This is a genomic window from Aeromicrobium chenweiae, from assembly GCF_003065605.1.
Taxonomy (GTDB): domain Bacteria; phylum Actinomycetota; class Actinomycetes; order Propionibacteriales; family Nocardioidaceae; genus Aeromicrobium; species Aeromicrobium chenweiae.
This window is the reverse complement of the sequence record NZ_CP026952.1, coordinates 2,837,422-2,860,198: the sequence shown is the minus strand read 5'-3', so window position 1 is coordinate 2,860,198 and position 22,777 is coordinate 2,837,422. Positions and strand designations below refer to the sequence as shown.

Genomic DNA, 22,777 nt, shown 5'->3' with positions numbered 1-22,777 from the left:
GTGCGTTCTCTCAGGTGCAGGGTCAACGATCGACACATGAAGGCAGAAGACGTGGCCACCACGACGCTCGAGGGGGCTCTCCCGGACTGGGAGGGCATCGTCAGCGAGCACTCCGCCCGGGTCTACCGGTTGGCGTACCGACTCACCGGCAATCGCCAGGACGCCGAGGATCTCACCCAGGACGTGTTCATCCGCGTCTTCCGCTCGCTCGACACGTACGAGCCGGGCAACTTCCCGGGATGGCTGCACCGCATCACGACCAACCTCTTCCTCGACCGGGTGCGCCGCAAGTCCCGGCTGCGCATGGACGGCTTCGGCGAGGGCGCCGAGGAGCGGCTCCTGAGTGACGAGGTGCTGCCCGAGTCCGCGGTCCACGACGCCAACTTCGATCCCGACATCGAGACCGCGTTGGCCTCCCTGTCCGACGAGTTCCGCGTGGCCGTCGTGCTGTGCGACATCGAGGGCCTGTCCTACGAGGAGATCTCCGACGTGCTGGGCGTCAAGCTCGGCACCGTGCGCTCGCGCATCCACCGGGGTCGGACGCAGCTCCGCGAGGCGCTGGCGCACCGCGCCCCCAGCCAGGGACGCACGCGATTCGTGGGGCCCGTGGGAGCCTGATGCCTCATCTCGGTGCCGACGTCGCAGCATGGGTGGACGGGCAGCTGTCCGACGCCGCGATGCAGGAGGCGGCGGCCCATCTCCGGGAGTGTGACGAGTGCGAGAAGGCCGTGCGCCAGCAGCGGCTCCTCAAGTCACGCATGTCCACCTCCTCCGCGCCGGAGCCTCCGCAGGCGCTGCTGGCGTCCCTGGCGCACCTAGCAGCCGCTCCACCTCGGTCCGAGGCGTGGTGGCGGCGGCTCACCCGGGCAGCCCCGTTCCGGGCCGGCCTCGTGCTGGCCGGGGCGGCGATCGCCGTGGTGGCGACCGCGTACGCCGTGGGATCGCCCGAGCGGGTCGGTGACGAGGTCGCTCCGCCGTTCGAGCGCTACGTGGCCGAGTTCACCGGGCCGTCGACGTCCGGGACCGGGGGCACCATCACCGCGGCGACCATGAACCAGCTGGACAGCTCCGGGTGGCCGTGCCGCGAGATCCTGGCCGGTGACCTGCACCGGGTGTCGGGGTCGTACACGGAGGAGGGTGAGGTCATCGCCCTGACCTACAGCGACGGGCGGTCCTCGCTCAACCTCTTCGAGCAGGCCGGCGTCCTCGACCGCGACGAGCTCTCCGGGTTCGAGCGCGCCCGGCTGGGCGGGTCCGACGTGTGGGTCCGGGAGGGCATGCCGTTGGTCCTGGCCTGGGACCGGGACGGCACCGTCTTCACGGTCGTGACCGACGTGGACCGGGCGCGGGTGGGCCGAGCCGTCGCCGAGCTGCCGCGCATGACCCACGAGTCCGGCCCCACGGAGCGGGTCACCGACGGGCTGACCCGTATGTCGTCCTGGCTGGGCGCCGCGTAGTCCGTCCGGTCAGGTGGCCTCGGGGTCGAACGGCGGGATCTCTCCCGGCCGCAGGATCCTGGTCTCCTTGGTCGCCGCGGGCGTCGTGTCGTCCAGGAAGTTGCGGCGGACGACCTCGCGCGGGTCCAGGTCCTTCAGGTCCAGCCCCGAGAGGTCGTGCCCCATCTCCCGGCCGAGGTCGTTCTTGGCGTTGTCGGCCATCTGCCGCAGGGTGCGGACGAACCCGCCGGCCTGCTTGGCGAGCTCGGGGAGCTTCTCGGGTCCGAAGACGAGCAGGGCGACCACGAGGATCAGACCGATCTCGGGCATGCCCATGCCGAACATGCTGGGACCCTACAGGCGACCGGCGGGTGCGAGCCCCAGCTGCATGCCGGCGAGGCCGCGCGAGCGTCCGCTGAGCTGGTCCGCGACGCCCTGCAGGATCTTGGCCGACTCCGAGTCCGGGTCCGCCAGGACGATCGGGTCGCCGGCGTCGCCGCCCTCGCGCAGCGTCTGGTCGAGGGGGATCTGCCCGAGCATCGGGACGTCGTAGCCGAAGCGGCCGCTGAGCGTCTCGGCGACCTTCGCGGCTCCACCGGAGCCGAAGATCTCCATGCGCTCGCCGCCGGGGATCTGCAGGTACGACATGTTCTCGATGACGCCGACCACGCGCTGGTGCATCATCGAGGCCATCGTGCCGGCGCGCTCGGCGATGTCCGCCGCAGCGGGCTGCGGCGTCGTCACGACGAGGACCTCGGCGTTGGGCAGGTGCTGGCCGAGGCTGATGGCCATGTCGCCGGTTCCGGGCGGGAGGTCCAGCAGCAGGGCGTCGAGATCGCCCCAGTAGACGTCGCTGAGCATCTGCACGAGGGCACGGTCGAGCATCGGGCCGCGCCAGGCGACGACCTGGTCCTTGCGGGGCTTGAGCATCCCGATGCTGATGACCTTGAGGCCCTTGATCGGGACGGGCATGATCATGTCCTCGACCTGGGTCGGGCGGATGTCGCCCACGCCCAGCATGTCGGGGATCGAGTGGCCGTAGATGTCGGCGTCGACGATGCCGACCTTCAGGCCGCGGCGCACCATCGCGAGCGCCAGGTTGACGGTGACGGTGGACTTGCCCACACCGCCCTTGCCGGACGCGATCGCGTACACCTTGGTCAGCGAGCCGGGCTGCGCGAACGGCACCTCACGGTCGGCGCGGCCACCGCGCAGCATCGCCTGCATGTCCTTGCGCTGCTCGTCGGTCATGACGCCCATGTCGACGACCACGGCGTGCGCCGGCGCCGCGGCACCGACCGCTGCGGTGATGTCACGCGTGAGGGTGTCCTTCAGCGGGCAGCCGGAGACGGTCAGCAGGAGGCGGACGGTGATCTGCGCATCCTCGATCGTGATCGCGTCGACCATGCCGAGCTCGGTGATGGGACGCTTGATCTCGGGATCGTTGACCGTGCCGAGAGCGGCGCGGATCTGTTCTTCGGTGACGACTGCCATGCCCCCATCGTACGGGGGGTACGGCAACGGGATGGCTGAGTGTGACCTAACCGGGCCGCGCTGCGACGATGGACGCGTGGGACACCTCGACCTCAGCTCGATCAGCTTCACGCTCTCCGACGGGCGGCCGCTGCTGTCCGACGTCAGCCTCCGTGTCGGCGAGGGCGCGAAGGTCGCACTCATCGGTCCCAACGGGACGGGCAAGACGACGCTGACGCGCATCGCCACCGGCGACCTCGACCCGCACTCCGGGGCGGTCACCGTGACCGGCGGGCTCGGCGTCATGCGCCAGTTCATCGGGTCGGTCCGCGACGACAGCACGGTGCGCGACCTGCTCGTGTCGGTCGCTCCGCCGGTCGTCCGCGCGGCCGCCGCCGAGGTCGACCGCAGCGAGCTCGCGATGATCGAGCGCGACGAGGAGCAGGACCAGATGGCGTACGCGCAGGCGATCGTCGACTGGGGCGACGCCGGCGGCTACGAGCACGAGGCGATGTGGGACATGTGCACGATGGCGGCGCTCGGCGTGCCGTTCCAGCAGGCCCAGTACCGCCAGGTCACGACGTTGTCCGGTGGCGAGCAGAAGCGGCTCGTGCTCGAGGCGCTGCTCCGCGGGCCCGAGCAGGTGCTCCTGCTGGACGAGCCCGACAACTACCTCGACGTTCCGGCCAAGCGGTGGCTCGAGGAACGGCTCGTGGAGACGCCCAAGACCGTGCTGTTCGTGAGCCACGACCGCGAGCTCATCGAGCGGGTCGCTCAACGGATCGCGACCCTCGAGCCCGGAGCGGCCGGCAGCACGCTGTGGGTGCACCCGGGACGGTTCTCGACGTACCTGCAGGCCCGGCTGGACCGCAACGCCAAGCTCGAGGAGCGTCGGCTGCGCTGGGACGAGGAGCGGGCCAAGCTCAAGGCGCTCGTGCTGATGTACCGGCAGAAGGCCGCCTACAACTCGGACATGGCAGCGAGGTACCAGGCCGCGCAGACCCGCTTGGACCGCTTCGAGCGTGAGGGACCTCCGGAGGCGGTGCCGATCGCGCAGAACCTGCGGATGCGGCTCGAGGGCGGGCGCACGGCCAAGCGGGCGGTCGTCGCCGAGCAGGTCGAGCTCACGGGGCTCATGCAGCCGTTCGACCTGGAGATCTGGTTCGGGGAGCGGGTCGCCGTGCTGGGCAGCAACGGGTCGGGCAAGTCGCACTTCCTGCGGCTGCTCGCCGCCGGCGGCTCCCGTCCCGACATCGAGCACGAGCCGGTCGGTGAGGTCGTGCCGCCACCGGTCGACCACACGGGGATGGCGCGGCTGGGGTCGCGGGTCCGTCCCGGCTGGTTCGCCCAGACGCACGAGCACCCGTCGCTGATGGGTCGCACGCTGCTCGAGATCCTCCACCACGGCGACGGCCACCGGCGGGGGATGGGCCACGAGGGGTCGGCGAAGGCGCTCGACCGGTACGGCCTGGCGAAGGCCGGCGACCAGGCGTTCGACCAGCTGTCCGGAGGGCAGCAGGCCCGGTTCCAGATCCTGCTGCTCGAGCTCGCGCACGCGACGATGCTGCTGCTGGACGAGCCGACCGACAACCTCGACCTGGAGTCGGCCGAGGCGCTCGAGGCGGCCCTGTCGACCTTCGAGGGCACGGTCGTGGCGGTGACCCACGACCGGTGGTTCGCGCGGAGCTTCGACCGGTTCCTGGTGTTCGGGGCCGATGGCAGGCTGTACGAGTCGGACGAGCCGGTGTGGGACGAGACGAGGGTCGTGAGGGACAGATGAGCGGAGACATGTTCACCGAGGAGTTCTGGGACGAGCGGTACGGGTCCGAGGACCGGATCTGGAGCGGGCAGCCCAATCCGCAGCTCGTCGACAGGGTGACCGGGATGGCCCCGGGACGGGCGCTGGACGTCGGTGCCGGCGAGGGCGCCGACGCGATCTGGCTGGCCCGCCAGGGCTGGACCGTCACGGCGCTCGACGTGTCCCGGGTCGCCCTCGACAAGGCGGCCCGGCACGCGGTGGAGGCCGGGGTCGCGGACGCGATCACCTGGCAGCAGGTCGACCTCGGCACGTGGCTGGGTGACCCCGGGGCGTACGACCTGGTGTCGGCGCAGTTCATGTACCTCCCGCGCCCCGCGCTGACGACGCTCTACCGGCAGCTGGGCGCAGCGGTCGCGCCGGGAGGCACGCTCCTGCTCGTCGGGCACGACCCGATCGACGAGCGGCACGGCGACCACGAGTTCCCGGACGTCCGCTGGACCGGCGAGGAGGCGGCCGGCTGGCTCGACCCGTCGGAGTGGTCGTCGATCGACGTCACGACGGTCCGCCGTCAGGGGCAGGCCGGGACGATGCACGACGCGATCGTCCAGGCGGTCCGTGCCTAGGGGGCCGGTTCGTCCTCGCCGACGTCGTCGCGCTTCTCCAGGTCGTTGACCAAGTTGCGGAGCTCACCGCGGATGAAGTCGCGAGTCGCGACCTCGCCGATGCCCAGGCGCAGGCTGGCGACCTCGCGGGCCAGGAACTCCATGTCGGCGGCCGCCTGCGCGGTCGCGTCACGGTCCTGCTCCTGCGTGACGCGGTCGCGGGCCTCCTGCCGGTTCTGCGCCAGCAGGATCAGCGGGGCTGCGTACGACGCCTGCAGCGACAGGATGAGGGTCAAGAAGATGAACGGGTACTCGTCCCACCGGTGACGATCGGGACCGTACGGCATGTTCCAGCCGATCCAGATCGCGACGAAGACCGTCATCCACGCGATGAACGTGGCGGTGCCGAGGAACCGGGCGGTGGACTCCGCGAACCGGCCGAAGCGCTCTGGATCGAGCTCGCGGCGGCGGGGGCGGATGGACCGGCGGACCTCGCGGGGCTGGTCGAGACGTGCGCGCTCAGCCATGGGTGACCACCTCCGCGTTGTCCGGGTCGCTCTCGCGCCACCCCTCCGGGAGCAGGTGATCGAGGACGTCGTCGATGGTCACCGCCCCGAGCAGGTGGGAGTTCTCGTCGACGACGGGAAGCGCGACCATGTTGTACGCCGCCAGCAGGTTGGCGACGTGCTGCAGCGACGCCCCGGGACGGGGCCAGTCGATGTCGTTGTCGACGATCGCCCCGACGAGGGTCGACGGGGGCTCGCGCAGCAGGGCCTGGAAGTGCACGATGCCGAGGAACCTGCCGGTCGGCGTCTCGAGCGGGGGCCGGCACACGTAGACCAGCGAGGCCAGCGCGGGGATGAGGTCGGGGTTGCGGACGCGTGCCAGGGCCTCGGCGATCGTCGCGTCGGGCGACAGGACCACCGGCTCGGTCGTCATCATGCCGCCGGCCGTGCGCTCCTCGTACGACAGCAGACGGCGCACGTCCTGGGCGTCCTGCGGCTCCATCTGCAGCAGCAGCCCCTCCGCCGTCGCCGGCGGGAGCTCGCCGAGCAGGTCGGCCGCGTCGTCGGGGTCCATCTCGGTGAGCACGTCGACCGCACGGCCCGGGTCGAGCACGCCGAGGATCTCGATCTGGTACTTCTCGGGGAGCTCCTCGAGGACGTCGGCGAGGCGCTCGTCGTCGAGCTCGGAGACGACCTCCATGCGGCGCTTGGAGGGCAGGTCCCGCAGGGCGTTGGCGACGTCGACGGCACGCATCTCGTCCATCGTGGCGAGCAGGTGCGTCGCGCCCTGGCCGGTCTCCTCGGAGGTGAGGCCCTTGACCTCGTCCCACTCCAGCACTTGGTGGGGGCCGCGGCGGCCGAAGCGCTTGCCGCCCGCCTGGACCGCGAGGTGGGAGATGTACCAGTCGCGGCGCGGGTCCTGCTCCATCGCGAGGTCGTAGACCGTGCCCGGGTTGCCGTCCGGGAGGGTCACGGTGCGGTCGAGGAGCTCGTGGATCGCGAGCGTCTCGGTGCTGCGCTGCTCGAACCTGCGGACGTTCAGGACGCCGGTCGTGATGATCTGGCCGGAGTCGAGCGACGTCACGCGCGTGATGGGCAGGAACACACGGCGCCGGCCGAGGACCTCCACGACGATGCCGAGGACGCGCGGACGCTGCTTCGCCGACCGGATGGCCACCACGACGTCGCGCAGCTTGCCGACCTGGTCGCCCGCGGGGTCGAAGACCGCCTGCCCGACGATGCGGGACAGGAAGATCCGACCGGCCGTTGCGCTCACGCTCGAACTGTACCGGGGCGCCGGAGCCCCGCTCGGGAGACGCCTCCGTGGCGTCGCTCGGCGGTCCCGCTCAGAGGTCGGCGAGGTCGAGCACGAACCGGTAGCGGACGTCACCGGCCTCGAGGCGTTCGAGTGCGACGGCAATCGACCGCGACGGCAGCACCTCGACGTCGGCGACGATCCCGTGCCGGCTGCAGAAGTCGAGCATCTCTCGCGTGCTCCGTCGTCCGCCGCTGCCGGACGACGAGAGCCGCTTGCGCCCGATGAGCAGGGCCGTGGTCTCGACGGTCACCGGTCCGAGATGGCCCAGCGAGCAGAGGGTGCCGTCCATCGCGAGCACACGGAGATAGGGCTCGACCGGGTGCGGGACGGCGACCGTGTCGATCACCAGGTCAAGGGTGCCGGCCACGGCGGCCATCGCCGCGTCGTCGGTGGAGAGGACGACGTCGTCGGCGCCCAGCGCGCGAGCGTCGTCGGCCTTGTCGAGCGTCCTGGTGAAGACGGTCACGCGTGCGCCGAGTGCGTGCGCCATCTTGACCGCCAGGTGGCCGAGCCCGCCGAGCCCGACGACGCCGACCGCCGATCCGTCGCCGACGCCCCACGCGCGCAGCGGCTCCCAGACCGTGACGCCCGCGCACATCAGGGGAGCGACGCCCGCAGCGTCGAGACCGGCCGGACGGTGGTAGACGAACCGGTCGCGGGCGACGTACTCGGTGCTGAACCCGCCGAGGGTGGTGCTGCCGTCGACCCGGTCGCGGCCGCCGTACGTGAGGGTCGGGAAGTCCTGGCAGAAGTTCTCCTGGTCGGCGCGGCACATCGGGCAGACCCCGCAGGAGTCGACGATGTTGCCGACCGCCACGGGGTCGCCGACGGCGAAGTCGCGCACGTCGGGACCGACCTCGACGACCTCCCCGACGAACTCGTGGCCCGGCACGAGCGGGAAGGCCTCCGGGCCGGCCGCGAGCGCGTGCAGATCGGAGTGGCAGACACCGCAGTGGGTGACCCGGATCGCCACGTCGTCGGGGCGCAGGTCCCGTCGCTCGACCCGCACCCGGTGGGGGACGTCGTGCGGTTGGTCGGCCTGCAGGGCGTGGGACGGGCGCATCGCGATCTCCTCAGAACATACCTACTAGTTGGTCTGTTAACCGTAACCCGTGAGGACCGTGGATGCAAACAGACCGGTTGGTAGTCTGTACCCATGACCGAGACACCGGCCCTCAGCGCCCGCGGTGAGGCGACCCGCGCCCGCATGCTCGAGGCGGCGACCGCGGAGTTCGCCCAGCACGGCATCGCGGGGGCTCGGGTGGACCGCATCGTCGCGGTGGCGCGCAGCAACAAGGCCCAGCTGTACGCGTACTTCGGCAGCAAGGACGAGCTGTTCGACACGGTCTTCGCCGCGTCGCTCGAGCGGATCATGGACGTGGTGCCCATCAGCGCGGAGGACCCCGGGGACTGGGCCGTCCGTCTGTACGACGAGTACCTCGCGCGGCCCGACCTGATCCGGCTGGCCACGTGGGCGCGCCTCGAGCGGCGGCCCGCGGGCCACCTGGTCCCGGACGCCGACCGGATGGACCAGGGCAAGCTGGCCGCCATCGCCGCCGGCCAGGCGGCCGGTGTCCTGGTCGAGGGCGATCCGTTCGACATCATGGCGATGGTGATCGCGATGTCGATGGCGTGGTCGCCGGTGAGCAACGTGTACGCCGCGACCGCCGACGAGGACGAGGTCGTGCACCGCCGGCGCCGTGACTTCCTGCGCGACGCAGTGCGCAGGGCGGTCATGGTCTGACGCTGCCCGGGTGCGCACAGGGTCCTTGGCCCCTAGGTTGGGATGAGCGTCGTACGTCACATCTGGGGGAGAACATGGCACTCGCAGTCCTCGACCGCCGGCACACGGTCGCCAAGCCCGGCTTCAACCGCTGGCTGATCCCGCCGGCCGCACTGGCAGTCCACTTCTGCATCGGGCAGGTGTACGCGACGAGCGTCTACAAGGCGTCGCTCGTGCAGCACTTCGACTCGAGCCTGACCAAGATCGGGATCATCTTCTCGATCGCGATCGTCATGCTCGGCCTGTCCGCGGCGATCTTCGGCACGTGGGTCGACACCGGGGGACCGCGTCGGGCGATGGTCACCGCGGCGGTGTTCTGGTCCGGCGGGTTCATGGTCGGCTCGCTCGGCATCGCCACCGACCAGCTGTGGCTCGTCTATCTCGGCTACGGCTTCATCGGGGGCATCGGCCTGGGGATCGGCTACATCTCCCCGGTGTCGACGCTGATCAAGTGGTTCCCGGACCGTCCCGGCCTCGCGACAGGCATGGCGATCATGGGCTTCGGCGGCGGCGCGATGATCGCGAGCCCCCTGTCGTCCAAGCTGCTCGGCATCTACGACGACAAGTACGACACCGCGACGGGCATCGCGTCCGGCTCGGCCGTGGCCAAGCTGTTCGTGACCCTCGGCCTGGTCTACCTCGTCCTGATGCTGTTCGGCGCCTGGCTCATCCGCGTGCCGGCGGACGGCTGGAAGCCGGCCGGATTCGACCCGTCGACAGTGAAGGCCAAGGCGCTCGTCACGACCGACAACGTCTCGGCCGACAACGCGATCAAGACGCCCCAGTTCTGGCTGCTGTGGGTCGTGCTGTTCTGCAACGTCACCGCCGGCATCGGCATCCTCGAGCAGGCCTCCCCGATGATCCAGGACTTCTTCCGTGACGGCTCCAAGTCCTCGGTCAGTGCGGCGTCGGCAGCCGGCTTCGTCGGGCTGCTCTCGCTGTTCAACCTCGCGGGCCGGTTCATCTGGTCGTCCACGTCCGACGTCGTCGGGCGCAAGAACATGTACGTGGGCTATCTGGGCATCGGCATCGTCCTGTACGCCTTCTTGGCCTTCCAGGGCTCGTCGTCCACGATCCTGTTCGCCCTGCTCGCGGGCGTCATCATCAGCTTCTACGGCGGCGGGTTCGCGACCGTGCCGGCGTACCTGCGCGACCTGTTCGGCACCTACCAGGTCGGCGCGATCCACGGGCGCCTGCTCACCGCGTGGGCGGCCGCGGGCGTGGCGGGCCCGCTGATCGTCAACGGGTTCCTGGACGCCCAGGGCGAGCCCGGCAAGCTCAACGCGGGGGACTACCGTCCCGCGCTGCTGACGATGGTCGCCATCTTGGCGGTCGGGTTCGTGGCCAACCTCCTGATCCGGCCGGTCGCCTCGCGCTTCCACGAGGACAAGGCGGCGGCCGCCACGGCTGAGGCACCCGTCGAATCCGCCGGCGACGGCGGCACCGACGTGGCGATCGACAAGGCCGGACCGTTGCTGGTCATCGCCTGGATCGTGGTCCTGGTGCCGCTGGCGTACGGCATCTACGAGACGGCAGTGAAGGCAGCCGACCTGTTCTGAGGCGGCGACCGGGTCGGGGGGCCCAGGCCGTTACACGGTGGCAACACGCGGGAGGCGGATCGTTCACGCGGGCGGCATAGAAACGGGGGCACCACTTCCCCCGCCCAGAAAGCACGTGGCCCACCTATGCCCACCACCACGTCGAGGCGCGCCGCGCGTCTCGTCTCCCTCCCGCTCGCCTCGGCGCTCGGAGTCGGCCTGCTGGCCGTCACCCCGTCGGCCCAGGCGCTCTCGAGCGCGTCGACCACCAACGGCGCCACCGTCCAGATCAACGATGCGCGACGACCGGGCCTCGACACCGGCTCGATCCGCAACGTCTCCGAGTCCAGGATGGAGGGCTTCGGCAACATCTTCGTCCACGTCGACACCCCGGACGACGAGGCGCCGCGGATGAACGACCAGATGATGCGCGGCTTCGGTCTCACGGCCTCGGCGCCCGGCTCGTACACGTCGACGAGGTCGGTCCGCCTCGCCGACCTGGTGATGACGCGCAAGGTCCAGGTCACCTCCGCGACCAACACCACGAGCTTCTTCGACACCTTCACGAACACCTCGACCGAGCCCGTGACGTTCGCGGTGTCCTTCGGCGGATCGCTCGGGTCGGGGCACACGACCACCGGAGCCACGCCCAGCCCGAACAAGGCGACGATCAGCGCCACCAGCGACGGTGACACGGTCGCGGAGGCGGACGACACGTGGCTCACCGCAACGACTCCCGGGAACACCCGGCCCACCGGCATCGTCGTCGGGTCCGGGGTGACCCGGCTCGGTGACCAGCAGGCCAACCCGTTCACCACGGCGTACACACCGACCGGGAGCCGGTCGAACGACCTCGGCTTCGTGCGCGAGCTGACGGTGGAGCCGGGACGGACCACGTCCCTCATGCAGTACGTCGTGGTCGGTGCGCGCAGCGACACGTCCCAGATCTCGACCGACACCGCGGCCGCCGCGGCGAAGCCGGACTTCGCGAACCTCACCCTCGACGAGATCTGCACGCTCGCGAACTGGGACCTCTCCGCGTACCAGGCCGCCTGTGCGGGCGCCGAGCCGCTGCAGATCCCGGCCGGGGAGACCCCCGCCCTGCACTCGACAGAGGTCGCGTACGACGTCTCCGGCAAGACCATCGCCGACCTGCAGGCCGACATGGTCGCCGGCACGGTGACCTCGGTGCAGGTCACCAAGGCCTACCTCGACCGCATCGAGGCCTACGACTCCGGCGCCCTGGGGTTCCACGCGTTCATCACGGTGGCCAAGGACGCCGTCGCCCAGGCGATGGCGGCGGACAAGAAGCGCGCGGCCGGCGAGAAGGGCGACCTCCTGGGCGTGCCGATCGCACTGAAGGACCTGTACGACACCAAGGACATGCCCACCTCGGGCGGGACGCTGGCCCTGAAGGACTGGCAGCCCGGAGCGGACGCCTGGCAGGTCGCCAGGCTGCGCGAGGCCGGCGCGGTCATCATCGGCAAGACGAACCTGTCGGAGTTCGCGAACTCCGGCTCGTTCAGCGAGAGCGGCTTCCAGCAGACGTGGAACGCGCTGTACCCGTCCAAGACGTCGTTCGGCTCGTCGGGCGGATCCGCGACGGCGGTCGGCGCCGACCTGGCGGCCGGGGCGATGGGCACCCAGACCGGGGTCTCGCTGTACGCGCCGTCCACCGGCGCCGGCCTGACCTCGTTCCGCGGCACCGACGGCCTCACCAGCACCAACGGCGTCATGCCACTGACCTGGGCGACGGACTACGCCGGCCCGATCGCCAAGTCGGTCACCGACGTCGCCTCCCTGCTCGACGCCACCGCGACGCGGACCACGGGCAACAACCCTGACGACCTGCTCACGTCGCGGGTCGACAACAGCAACCGGCCGGCCGAGTGGAAGTCCGCGCTGAGGAGCGACGCCCTGAAGGGCAAGGTCATCGGATACGTCCCCTCGGCGTTCCGGTCCACGGCCATCACGGACGACAACGCCGGTCAGGTCGCGCTCGAGCAGGCCAGGACGGCGATCGAGGCGGCCGGCGGCACGCTGGTGCCGGTTGCCGAAGGACAGGCGACCGCACCGGCGAACCCGACCGGGAGCTTCCCGACGTCCGGCAGCGCCGGTGCCGAGGGGTGGGAGCGCTACATCGCCGAGGAGCGTCCGAACGCCTTCCCGCTGACCACCAAGCAGCTCATGGAGAGCCCGGCGAACCTGCCGTACAACGTGAGCGGCAACTACACGGCCCAGCCGATGGACGACACCAGCGTCGACAACCTGCTGAAGCGCCGGGACGCCTACAAGCAGACCGCCGCCAGCTGGATGGACTCCGCCTTCGGTGGCGAGCCGGTCGCCGCGGTGATCTATCCGGGCTTCCTCACGAGCGTCGGCAACAACGATGCGTCGTCGGCGATCTTCAGCTCGGACCGCGCCTCGGGCGTCCCGACCCAGTCCATCGGCCTGCCGACGGCGATCCTGCCGATCGGCAAGAACGAGGAGGGGCAGTCCAACAACGTGCAGATCGTGGGCCGTGCGTGGGACGACGCGTTGGTGCTCGGCCTCGGGTACGCCGTGGAGCAGCAGGCGCGGGCCGCGGTGCACACCGCGTTCGCTCCCGCGCTGCCGTGGACCGGTCCCGCGGACTCGGTGACCTCGGTGAGCCTCGACCGGACCGCGACGACGTACGGGACGGCTGTCCGGGCCACCGTGTCCGTCGCGTCCGACCCGGCCGCCACGGGCAAGGTCACGGTGCAGGTCGCGGGCAGGAAGGTCACGGGTACCGTGACCCGCGGTCGGGCCACGGTGACCCTGCCGACGAACGTGCCGGTCGGCAGCCATCTGGTCACCGCGAGCTATCTCGGGTCCGACACGGTCGCACCGAGCACGGCCACCGCCACGGTCAAGGTGGCCAAGGCGGGCACCCGCGCGACCATCAAGCTCGCCAAGTCCACCGTGAAGTCGGGCAAACGGGCCCTCCTGCGCATCACGGTCGTCGCGCCGCGCAAGGCCACGGTGCTGATCCACGACGGCAACAAGATCGTCCGGACGGTCACGGTCGGCAGGACGAAGTCGATCCGCCTGCCGAAGCTCGCGCCGGGACGCCACACGATCCGCGCCTACGTCGTGACAGGGGAGGAGTACTCGCCGGCGTGGAGCAAGAAGGTCAAGCTGCGGGTCTCGAAGAAGAAGTAGTCACACGCTGACGACGGCGCCGCGGACCGCAGACGGTCCGCGGCGTCGTCGTCAGTGCGGCTCGGCGACTCAGAGCCGATCGAGCGTCGCCTGGTCGGCCAGGCCGGCGAAGTGCCGGTCGAGCACGGCGCGGAACGGTGCCGGGTCGTCGGCGACCTCGGCGAACAGCGTGACCGAGGAGCGCAGCTTCTGCGCGTCGACCTCACCCAGGACGTCCGTCGCCGTGCCCCGTGCGTCCGCCAGGATCGCCGCGCACTCGGCCAGGCGCGGCCCGAGCACCGGATGCGCCAGGTACGCGGCGGCCTCGTCGCGCCCGGAGATCGCGAAGCGGACGGCGGTGTCGCTGCGTCCGAGCCCTGCGACCTGCGGGAACACGAACCACATCCAGTGCGTCGTCTTGTGACCGTCGCGCAGCTCGGCGACGGCTCGCTCGTACGTGCCGTTGCCCTGGGCGTCGACGAAACGCTGCAGGTCGAACGGATCGGTCGCGGCGGCCTCCGTCACGACAGGTGGTGGGGCTGGCGGTCGGTCTTGTGGGAGTCGTCCGACCCCACGCCCTCCTGCGAGCCGCCGGTGTCGTCCGAACGACCCTGACCGGCCGGGACCGCCCGGACGATGACGGACTTCGACGTCGGCTGGTTGCTGCCGGTCGCGGTCGAGTCCAGCGGCACCAGCGAGTTGGTCTCGGGGTAGTAGGCCGCCGCCGATCCGCGCGGCGTCTCGTACGAGACGATGCGGAACTTCTCGGCGACCCGGTCGACGTCGTCGTCGTCCCAGCGGGTCACGAGATCGACCATGTCGCGGTCCTTGAATCCCTGCGCGGCGATGTCGTCGGGATGCATGAACACGACGCGGCGGCCGTCCTCGATGCCGCGGTACCGGTCGCTGAGCCCGTAGATCGTGGTGTTGAACTGGTCGTGGCTCCGCAGGGTCTGCAGGACGAGGTGCCCCTCCGGGACCTGCAGCACCTCCAGCGGGGACGCGATGAGCTCGGCCTTGCCGGAGCTGGTCTCGAACGTCCGGGTGTCGCGGGGGGCGTGCGGCAGGACGAAGCCGCCGGGGCGGTCGACGTTGTGCGTGTACTCCTCGCAACCGGGGACCACACGCGAGATGTGGTGCCGGATGATGTTGTAGTCCTCGGCCATGTCGGCCCAGCGGATCCCGTGGCGGTCGCCGATCGTCGCCTCGGCGATGCCCGCGATGATCGCGATCTCCGAGCGCACGTGCTCGCTGACCGGCGGGATCACACCACGCGAGGCGTGGACGGCCGACATCGAGTCCTCGACGGTGATGAACTGCTCGCCCGCGCTGGTCGCGTTGTGCTCGGTGCGCCCCATGGTGGGCAGGATCAGGGCGGTGTCGCCGCACTCGAGGTGCGAGCGGTTGAGCTTGGTCGAGACCTGCACGGTCATCTCGGTGGTGGCCAACGCGTCGGCGGTGACCTCCGTGTCGGGCGCGGCCTTCACGAAGTTGCCGCCCAGGCCCATGAAGAACGTGATCTTGCCGTCGCGCATCCCGCGGATCGAGTCCACCGTGTCGAGACCGTGCTCGCGCGGCGGGTCGAAGCCGAACTCGGCCTGGAGCGAGTCGAGGAAGTGCTCCGGCACGCGCTCCCAGATCCCCATCGTCCGGTCACCCTGGACGTTCGAGTGCCCGCGCACCGGGCACAGGCCGGCGCCGCGCTTGCCGATGTCGCCGCGCACCAGCGCGACGTTGCAGATCTCGCGGATCGACGCGACGGCGTTGCGGTGCTGGGTCAGGCCCATCGCCCAGCAGTAGATCGTGGCGTCGGACTCGCGGATGATCTCCGCGGCCTCGGCGATCTGGTCGCGGGTCAGGCCCGACGCCCCCTCGATCTCGTCCCAGTCCGCGGCCAGCACGTGCTCGCGCCAGGAGTCGAACCCGTCGACGTGCTTGTCGATGAACTCGTGGTCGAGGGCGTCCCACTCGACCAGCAGCCGACCGATGCCCTGGAAGAGGGCCAGGTCGCCATTGAGGCGGATCGGCAGGTGCAGGTCGGCGATCTCGGTGCCCTTGCCCACGACGCCGCGCGGCACCTGCGGGTTGCGGAAGTTGACCAGGCCGGCCTCGCGCAGCGGGTTGACCGAGATGATCTTGGCGCCGCGACGCTTGGCGATCTCCAGCGCGGACAGCATGCGCGGGTGGTTGGTCCCGGGGTTCTGGCCGGCGATGACGATGCACTTGGCGTCGTAGATGTCGCGCAGGCTGACGCTGCCCTTGCCGATGCCGATCGCCTCGGTCAGCGCCGTGCCGCTCGACTCGTGGCACATGTTGGAGCAGTCGGGGAGGTTGTTGGTGCCGTAGGCCCGGGTGAACAGCTGGTACATGAACGCGGCCTCGTTGGAGGCCCGGCCGCTGGTGTAGAAGGTGGCCTGGTCGGGGGACTCGCGCGTGCGCAGGTGCTCACCGATCAGGGCGTAGGCGTCGTCCCAGTCGATCGGCTCGTAGTGCGTGCCGCCGGGGCGCTTGACCATCGGGTGGGTGATGCGTCCCTGCATGTTCAGCCAGTAGTCGTCGTGCGCAGCCATCTCCTCGATGCTGTGCCGGGCGAAGAAGGCCGGGGTGACGCGGTCGGTCGTGGCTTCGTCAGCGACGGCCTTGGCGCCGTTCTCGCAGAACTCGGCGGCGTGGCGGTTCTCCGGGTCCGGGTCGGGCCACGCGCAGCTGACGCAGTCGAAGCCGTCGGTCTGGTTGAGCTTGAGCAGGGTCCGCGCGGTCCGCGTCGGTCCCATCAGCGACAAGGAACGTTGCATCGCCACCCTCACGCCGGTGACGCCTGCGGCGGCGCGCTTCGGGGCGTGGACCTCCAGCTGGTCCTCGTCGATGTCCTTGGCCTTGCTCATGCTGCCTCCCAGGGTTTCGTCTGCACGTTACCCCGACAACGGCGGTGAAGTCGTTCGGAGCGAGTCGTCAAGCGTGGACGCGACGTCCACCCGGTCGGTCGGCACGAGGCGGACGACCACCGAGTCGCGGGCCCAGCGCTCGATCGCGTGTGCGCTGTCGGACAGGTTGAGGCGTCCGCGCTTGAGGGCGGTCGTCACCTCGTCCCAGCGTTCGGACCCCGGCGGCACGACCTCGACGCGGGCCTCGGCCTCGGCGGCGAGCGCTCGCGTGGTCTTGCTGCGCAGCAGCAGTCGCACGGTGGACCGCTCGGCGATCCCCGGCAGCCGTTGCTCGTCCCCGCCGGAGACCACGCACACCGCGTCGTCGACCCACTCGTGCCACACGGCGTGGGTGCCGCCGTCGTACGCGATCCAGACGAGGCCCGACTTCTTGGCCAGGTCGGCGACGAGGTTCGCGGCAGTCACGGGGTCAGCACATCACACGGTTCACGCGTGGGCGACGCGGGCGGACCTCGGTGCTGGTGTGGTGGCCATCGTGGGGGCGGTCTCGCCGACCTCGCGCTCGGCGAGCCCACGCACGAACGTCCCGATCTCCTCGATGGCGAGGCGGGCCTCGGGCACCCACGAGGCGGCGGCCTGGAACACGTGCACCTGCTTCTCCCAGACCTGCAGGTCGCACGGCACGCCGGCCGACACCAGACGGTTGGCCATGAGCTCGGCGTCGGCCATCAGCACCTCGCGGGACCCCACGTGGATCAGGATCGGGGGGAGGTCCGCGAGTGGCATGTTGACCGGGTCGGTGCGCCGGCCGGCGACCCCGCGACGGGTGTCCATCCGCAGGGACACGTCGGTCAGCTTGGCGACCGCGTGCATGGGGAACGTCTGGCAGCGGTGTGCGTTGCGGTGGGCCAGCTTCCCCGCGGGATCGAAGTCGAGCAGCGGGGAGAGTGCGACGACGCCGGCAGGACGCCCGAGCCCCCGGTCGATCACGGCGCGGGCCACGCTGAACGCGAGGTAGCCGCCGGCCGAGTCGCCGGCGATCGTGATGTTCTCCGGCTCGTAGCCCTGTGCCAGCAACCAGCGGAACCCGTCGGCGCCGTCGGCGATGGACTCGGTGATGGGCTCGTGGGGCATCTGCCGGTAGCCGACGTTGAGGACGGGCTGCTTCGCCGCGTACGAGATGCGGGAGACCAGCCGGCGGTGGGTGTTCAGGCCGCAGGTCAGGAACGCCCCGCCGTGGAAGTACAGGATCGCGCGCTCGTTGCCCCCGGTGATGTCCTCGACGCCCTTGGCCTGCAGCCACTCGCTCGTCGACAGCTCGAGATCGACCGCGCGCCACATCGTGCCCGCATGGACGGGCAGGAGCCGCGCCGCGTGCTCGATCACGTTGGGTGGGAAGACGTCGAACGGGAGGTGGGCCCAGATGCCGAGCAGGGGACGGACGGTGTGGCGCAGCCCGAAGCCCAGGACCTTCGACTGCAGGCTCGAGCCACGGACGAACTGCGGCTCGGCGGCGAGCGCGAGGTGCGCCATCGTGGTCCTCCCTCCGGCGTCGAGTGCTCGACGACCGCTGATGAATATGTCACACGCAGTGACGTGCGCCACAGGTGGCGTTAGCGTACTCCCGGTACGTGCCCCTCGCCGAAGGAAGACCGAATGTCGTTCATGCCCCCCACCGACTCGATGTTCCTGTTGGCGGAGTCGCGGGACCAGCCGATGCATGTCGGCGGGCTGCAGCTGTTCGTCCCACCCGAGGACGCCGGTCCTGACCACATCCGCGAGACCGTCGCGTCGTTCCGCGAGCCCGGCCAGGCGTCGCCGCTGTTCCGCCGGCGACCGGCCGAGCCGGTCGGGACGCTGGGCAACACGTGGTGGGCGACCGACGACACGATCGACTTCGACTACCACGTCCGCCACTCGGCGGTACCGGGACCGGGCCGCATCCGTGAGCTCCTGCAGCTGACGTCCCGATGGCACGGCACGCTGCTCGATCGGCACCGGCCGATGTGGGAGGCGCACGTCGTGGAGGGTCTCGCGGACGGACGGATCGCGGTCTACACCAAGGTCCACCACTCGATGCTGGACGGCGTCTCGGCACTCCGGCTCATGCAGAAGTCCCTGAGCGAGGATCCCGACGCCCGCGACTGCGTGCCCCCGTGGGCGGTCACGCCCCGGGGTGCCGGCGGGTCCAAGCAGGGCCTGGACCCGATGGCGCTGCTGCGTGGCGGGGCCGCGGCGCTCGGCGACATCGCGGGCCTGGTCCCGGCGTCGCTGCGCATCGGCACCCAGGTCCTGCGGGACGGCGACGTCACCCTGCCCCGTGCGCCCAAGACGATGCTGAACGGTCCGGTCGGGGGTGCCCGTCGGTTCGCGGCGCAGTCGTGGGAGATCGAGCGGATCCAGCGGGTCGCCAAGTCGTCGGCGACGACGATGAACGACGTCGTGCTCGCGATGGTGTCGGGCGCCCTGCGCCAGTACCTGCTGGAGCAGCACGCGCTGCCGGACGATCCGATGACGGCGATGGTGCCGGTGTCCCTGTCGCTGCGAGCGAGCTCGGCGGGGGAGGAGGACACCGCGCCCGGCAACGCGACGGGGGCGATCGTCGTCAACCTCGCGACCGACCGCGAGCACGGCGCCAGTCGGCTGGAGGAGATCGCCTACTCGTCGCGGCAGGCCAAGAAGATCATGGGAGACCTGAGCCCGACCCAGATCCTGGCGTTCTCGGCACTCCAGGTGCTTCCCCTCGCGCTGGGGCCCGTGCCCGGATTCGTCAAGTACGCGCATCCCCCGTTCAACGTCATCGTGTCCAACGTGCCGGGGCCCAAGGAGCCGATGTACTTCAATGGTGCCCGGCTCGACGGCATGTACCCCGTGTCGATCGTGCTGGACGGGCAGGCGCTCAACATCACCCTCACCAGCAGGGACGGGTACCTCGACTTCGGGCTCATCGGCTGCCGCCGCTCGGTCCCGCACCTGCAGCGCCTGCTGATCCATCTCGAGTCGTCGCTCGCGGAGCTGGAGACCGCCTGGGGCTGAGACCGGTTCCGCCGAAGAACTGAACATGTTCGAAAACTGGGTTACGCTGCTGTCCACCCACTGTTGAACGTGTTCAATCTGGAGGAGCCATGGGAGATCTCAGGACCGCAGTCATCGCTGGGGCGTCGGGGTACGTCGGCACCCACGTCCGTGAGCACCTCGAGGCGCGCGGCGTCGCGGTGCGGACGATCGGCCGCGGCGAGGCGAGCACCGCGACCTGGGACGACCCGGACGCGCTGGTCCGGGCCGTGGACGGCGCCGATCTCGTGCTCAACCTCGCCGGGCGGTCGGTGAGCTGCCGCTACAGCAGGCAGAACACGGACGAGATCTTCCGGTCGCGCGTCGGCACCACCGCGGCGCTCGGCCGCGCCGTGGCCGCGGCGGCGAGCCCGCCGTCGTTGTGGGTCAACGCCAGCACCGGGACGATCTACCGGGATGCCCGTGACCGGCCGATGGACGAGGTCGACGGTGAGATCGGCTCGGGGCTCTCGGTCGAGGTCGCGCGCGCCTGGGAGCGCGAGCTGTTCGCCGCTCCGACGTCCGTGCGCCGGGTGGCGCTGCGGATGACGATCGTCCTCGGCGCCGGCGGGGGAGCGATCAACCCCTTCATCAACCTGGCGCGCATCGGCTTCGGTGGCCGGATGGGCGACGGTGCCCAGCGCTTCAGCTGGGTCCACGTGGAGGACGTCGCTCGGTCGATCGTGCACCTGCACGGGCACCCCGAGCTGAGCGGACCGGTCAACGTCGCGGCGCCCGAGGTCGTCATGAACGCCGAGCTGATGCGCCGGGTGCGTACGACGTTGGGGCGGCGCCGTGGTCTTCCGGAGCCGCAGTGGCTCCTCGAGATGGGCGCGCGGATCATCCGCACCGAGGCCGAGCTGGTCCTCAAGAGTCGCTGGGTCGCGTCGCGAGCACTGGTGGACAGCGGTTTCGTGTTCGAGCACGAGACCCTGCAGTCGGCGCTGGACGAGATCGCCGGGCGCACGCCCCGGGGCCTGCTGCCCGTCGCGCTCGGCTGATCACGACGCGTGCGGGCCGGGGGTGGTCGGCGGGCCGAGCGCGGAGCGGCACGGCAGACTGGCCCGGTGAACGCCCTCCTCGCCGTCGTCGCCATCCTCGGGGTCTCGGCATCGGGGCCCCTCATGGCAGGAGCGGCCGCCCCGGCGCTGGCGATCGCGTTCTGGCGCAACGCGCTCGGGACGCTCGCGGTCGCCCCGTTCGCGGTGCCGGTTCGGCACGAGCTCGCCGGTCTCGGCCGCGACGGCTGGCGGACGGTCGGCTTCGCCGGTCTCATGCTCGCGGCGCACTTCGCGACGTGGTGCAGCTCCTTGAAGATGACGTCCGTCGCGGCGGCCACCGCGATGGTCAGCATGCAGGTCGTCTTCGTCGTGATCATCGACCGTCTGCGGGGGGACGTCGCCAAGCCGGCGGTCGTGGTGGGCATCGGCGTGGCGGTCGTGGGCGTGCTCGTCATCACCGGCGTCGACTTCTCACTGTCCGCGCGGGCCCTCATCGGCGACCTGCTCGCGCTCCTGGGCGGTCTGACCGCGGCGCTGTACCTGATGGCCGGCAGCCGGGTGCGCGAGACCATCTCGACCTCGGCCTACACGTTCGCCTGCTACGGCATCTGCGCGGTGGCGCTCGCCGTCGGAGCCCTGGTGGCGCAGGTCGAGATGATCGACTTCAGCGGACGCACGTGGCTCGCGATCATCGGGGTCACGATCTGCGCGCAGCTGCTCGGCCACTCGGTCCTCAACCACCTGCTGGCGGTCATGAGCCCCGGCCTCATCTCCCTCCTGTTGCTGCTCGAGGTGCCGGGCGCGGCGGTGCTGGCCGGCATCTTCCTCGACCAGACCCCGCCGCTGGGGGTGTACGCCGGCCTGGGACTCATCCTGGTCGGGCTGGTCGTGGTGGTCACGCGGCGCACGCCGCCGGAGGTCGTCCTGGCCGAGTGAGGGGTGGCCCACGTCACTTGGCCGACCCCGCGACGACGCGCCGCGCTGTCGGTACAGTCAGCGGGTCATCGCCGCAGCAACCGTAGGGAGCCCCCACGATGGGTCGTCTGGTCAGCACCGAAGGTCTCACCGAGGATCAGCAGGAGATCCTCAAGCTCGTCCGGCAGTTCGTCGAGAAGGAGATCATCCCGGTCGCGACCGACCTGGAGCACAAGGACGAGTACCCCACCGACATCGTCGAGGGCCTCAAGGAGCTCGGCATCTTCGGCCTGATGATCCCCGAGGAGTTCGGTGGACTGGGTGAGAGCCTGCTGACGTACGCCCTGGTGGTCGAGGAGATCGCGCGCGGCTGGATGAGCGTCTCGGGCGTCATCAACACGCACTTCATCGTGGCGTACCTGCTGATGCAGCACGGCACGGACGAGCAGAAGGCCAAGTACTTGCCCAAGATGGCCACCGGGGAGGTCCGGGGAGCGTTCTCCATGAGCGAGCCGTCGCTGGGCTCGGACGTCTCGGCGATCTCGACCAAGGCGACCAAGCTCGACGACGGTGGCTACGAGATCACCGGCCAGAAGATGTGGCTGACCAACGGTGGCTCGTCCACGCTCGTCGCGGTCCTGGTCAAGACCGACGAGGGCGAGGACAGCGTCTACAAGAACATGACGACGTTCCTGATCGAGAAGGAAGCCGGCTTCGGCGAGACGGCCCAGGGCATCACGATCCCGGGCAAGATCGACAAGATGGGCTACAAGGGCATCGACACGACCGAGATGATCCTGGAGAAGCACAAGAGCTCCGCGGACCAGATCCTCGGCGGCGTCCCCGGCAAGGGCTTCTACCAGATGATGGACGGCGTCGAGGTGGGTCGCGTCAACGTCGGCGCCCGCGCCGTCGGCATCGCGAACCGCGCGTTCGAGCTCGGCATCGCGTACGCGCAACAGCGTGAGACGTTCGGCAAGCCCATCGCGCAGCACCAGGCGATCTTGTTCCGCCTGGCCGAGATGGGCACCAAGGTCGAGACGGCCCACGCCATGGTCGTCAAGGCCGCCCGCCTCAAGGACGCCGGCAAGCGCAACGACGTCGAGGCCGGCATGGCCAAGATGATCGCCTCGGAGTACTGCAACGAGGTCGTGCAGGACTCGTTCCGCATCCATGGCGGCTACGGTTACTCCAAGGAGTACGAGATCGAGCGCCTCTACCGCGAGGCCGCGTTCATGCTCATTGGTGAAGGCACGTCCGACATCCAGAAGATGATCATCGGCCGAGCACTCCTGAAGGACTACAAGCTGTAGCCTTCACGACGACTTCGCCTCTGGAGGCAACC

Annotated in this window: 20 protein-coding genes; 11 read left to right on the top strand and 9 right to left on the bottom strand. The window is 70.4% G+C overall.

Annotated elements, in window-relative coordinates; translation table 11 throughout:
• Positions 1–36: 36 nt before the first annotated feature.
• Positions 37–618 carry an RNA polymerase sigma factor SigE gene (gene sigE / locus C3E78_RS13835; RefSeq protein ID WP_108579334.1) on the top strand — a complete coding sequence of 194 codons (582 nt, stop codon included), beginning with the start codon at positions 37–39 and terminating at the stop codon, positions 616–618.
• Entirely contained in the window at positions 618–1,457 is an 840-nt protein-coding gene (locus tag C3E78_RS13830) for an anti-sigma factor family protein (protein WP_108579332.1), read from the top strand. The genes sigE and C3E78_RS13830 overlap by 1 nt, the downstream gene beginning before the upstream one ends.
• A 9-nt stretch (positions 1,458–1,466) precedes the next feature.
• On the opposite strand, the gene C3E78_RS13825 is transcribed toward C3E78_RS13830, so the two are convergent.
• Both C3E78_RS13825 and C3E78_RS13820 read right to left on the bottom strand, forming a co-directional pair.
• Complete coding sequence (locus C3E78_RS13825; protein WP_108579330.1) at positions 1,467–1,781, bottom strand: sec-independent translocase; 315 nt, start codon at positions 1,779–1,781, stop codon at positions 1,467–1,469.
• A 9-nt stretch (positions 1,782–1,790) separates the two neighbouring features.
• Positions 1,791–2,930, bottom strand: a complete 1,140-nt coding sequence (locus C3E78_RS13820; protein ID WP_108579328.1) for an Mrp/NBP35 family ATP-binding protein — start codon at positions 2,928–2,930, stop codon at positions 1,791–1,793.
• A 76-nt stretch (positions 2,931–3,006) separates the two neighbouring features.
• On the opposite strand from C3E78_RS13820, the gene C3E78_RS13815 reads away from it, so the two are divergent.
• Positions 3,007–4,689 (top strand): ABC-F family ATP-binding cassette domain-containing protein, encoded by a 1,683-nt coding sequence (locus C3E78_RS13815; RefSeq protein ID WP_108579326.1) that lies wholly within the window; start codon positions 3,007–3,009, stop codon positions 4,687–4,689.
• Positions 4,686–5,291, top strand: a complete 606-nt coding sequence (locus C3E78_RS13810) for an SAM-dependent methyltransferase (protein WP_108579324.1) — start codon at positions 4,686–4,688, stop codon at positions 5,289–5,291. Before C3E78_RS13815 ends, C3E78_RS13810 begins: the two co-directional genes overlap by 4 nt.
• On the opposite strand, the gene C3E78_RS13805 is transcribed toward C3E78_RS13810, so the two are convergent.
• The 3 genes from C3E78_RS13805 to C3E78_RS13795 form a co-directional block, all read right to left on the bottom strand.
• Positions 5,288–5,797: a DUF1003 domain-containing protein gene (locus C3E78_RS13805; RefSeq protein ID WP_108579322.1), complete on the bottom strand. Its 510-nt coding sequence runs from the start codon at positions 5,795–5,797 to the stop codon at positions 5,288–5,290. The two genes, C3E78_RS13810 and C3E78_RS13805, sit on opposite strands and share 4 nt — an antisense overlap.
• Entirely contained in the window at positions 5,790–7,052 is a 1,263-nt protein-coding gene (locus C3E78_RS13800; RefSeq protein WP_108579320.1) for a magnesium transporter MgtE N-terminal domain-containing protein, read from the bottom strand. Before C3E78_RS13800 ends, C3E78_RS13805 begins: the two co-directional genes overlap by 8 nt.
• Positions 7,053–7,122: 70 nt before the next feature.
• On the bottom strand, positions 7,123–8,157 hold the full coding sequence (locus C3E78_RS13795; RefSeq protein WP_108579318.1) for an NAD(P)-dependent alcohol dehydrogenase: 1,035 nt from the start codon (positions 8,155–8,157) through the stop codon (positions 7,123–7,125).
• Between the two features lie 93 nt (positions 8,158–8,250).
• On the opposite strand from C3E78_RS13795, the gene C3E78_RS13790 reads away from it, so the two are divergent.
• The 3 genes from C3E78_RS13790 (at position 8,251) to C3E78_RS13780 (ending at position 13,598) form a co-directional block, all read left to right on the top strand.
• Positions 8,251–8,838: a TetR/AcrR family transcriptional regulator gene (locus C3E78_RS13790; protein WP_108579316.1), complete on the top strand. Its 588-nt coding sequence runs from the start codon at positions 8,251–8,253 to the stop codon at positions 8,836–8,838.
• Positions 8,839–8,912: 74 nt separating this feature from the next.
• Positions 8,913–10,436, top strand: a complete 1,524-nt coding sequence (locus C3E78_RS13785) for an OFA family MFS transporter (RefSeq protein ID WP_108579314.1) — start codon at positions 8,913–8,915, stop codon at positions 10,434–10,436.
• A 126-nt stretch (positions 10,437–10,562) separates the two neighbouring features.
• Positions 10,563–13,598 (top strand): amidase family protein, encoded by a 3,036-nt coding sequence (locus tag C3E78_RS13780; RefSeq protein WP_108579312.1) that lies wholly within the window; start codon positions 10,563–10,565, stop codon positions 13,596–13,598.
• 69 nt (positions 13,599–13,667) lie between these two features.
• Here C3E78_RS13780 and C3E78_RS13775 read toward each other — a convergent pair whose 3' ends face one another.
• From C3E78_RS13775 to C3E78_RS13760, 4 genes are read right to left on the bottom strand one after another with little or no spacing between them, the layout of a single operon-like run.
• On the bottom strand, positions 13,668–14,102 hold the full coding sequence (locus C3E78_RS13775; RefSeq protein WP_108579310.1) for a DUF1810 domain-containing protein: 435 nt from the start codon (positions 14,100–14,102) through the stop codon (positions 13,668–13,670).
• Positions 14,099–16,462, bottom strand: a complete 2,364-nt coding sequence (locus tag C3E78_RS13770; RefSeq protein ID WP_108579308.1) for an FdhF/YdeP family oxidoreductase — start codon at positions 16,460–16,462, stop codon at positions 14,099–14,101. Before C3E78_RS13770 ends, C3E78_RS13775 begins: the two co-directional genes overlap by 4 nt.
• A gap of 27 nt (positions 16,463–16,489) precedes the next feature.
• Positions 16,490–16,927, bottom strand: coding sequence for a hypothetical protein (locus C3E78_RS13765; RefSeq protein ID WP_108579306.1), 438 nt, complete (start codon positions 16,925–16,927; stop codon positions 16,490–16,492).
• A 21-nt stretch (positions 16,928–16,948) separates the two neighbouring features.
• The gene (locus tag C3E78_RS13760) at positions 16,949–17,995 is read right to left on the bottom strand and encodes an alpha/beta hydrolase (protein ID WP_108579303.1); all 1,047 of its coding nucleotides are present in this window, start codon (positions 17,993–17,995) and stop codon (positions 16,949–16,951) included.
• Positions 17,996–18,118: 123 nt separating this feature from the next.
• Between C3E78_RS13760 and C3E78_RS13755 the strand changes: the two genes are divergently transcribed.
• From C3E78_RS13755 to C3E78_RS13740, 4 genes are all read left to right on the top strand, one after another.
• Positions 18,119–19,498, top strand: coding sequence for a WS/DGAT/MGAT family O-acyltransferase (locus C3E78_RS13755; protein ID WP_108579301.1), 1,380 nt, complete (start codon positions 18,119–18,121; stop codon positions 19,496–19,498).
• An 89-nt stretch (positions 19,499–19,587) separates the two neighbouring features.
• Entirely contained in the window at positions 19,588–20,517 is a 930-nt protein-coding gene (locus tag C3E78_RS13750) for a TIGR01777 family oxidoreductase (protein ID WP_108579299.1), read from the top strand.
• 66 nt (positions 20,518–20,583) lie between these two features.
• Positions 20,584–21,453, top strand: coding sequence for a DMT family transporter (locus C3E78_RS13745; RefSeq protein ID WP_108579297.1), 870 nt, complete (start codon positions 20,584–20,586; stop codon positions 21,451–21,453).
• A 98-nt stretch (positions 21,454–21,551) separates the two neighbouring features.
• Positions 21,552–22,745: an acyl-CoA dehydrogenase family protein gene (locus C3E78_RS13740; RefSeq protein WP_108579295.1), complete on the top strand. Its 1,194-nt coding sequence runs from the start codon at positions 21,552–21,554 to the stop codon at positions 22,743–22,745.
• Positions 22,746–22,777 lie beyond the last annotated feature (32 nt).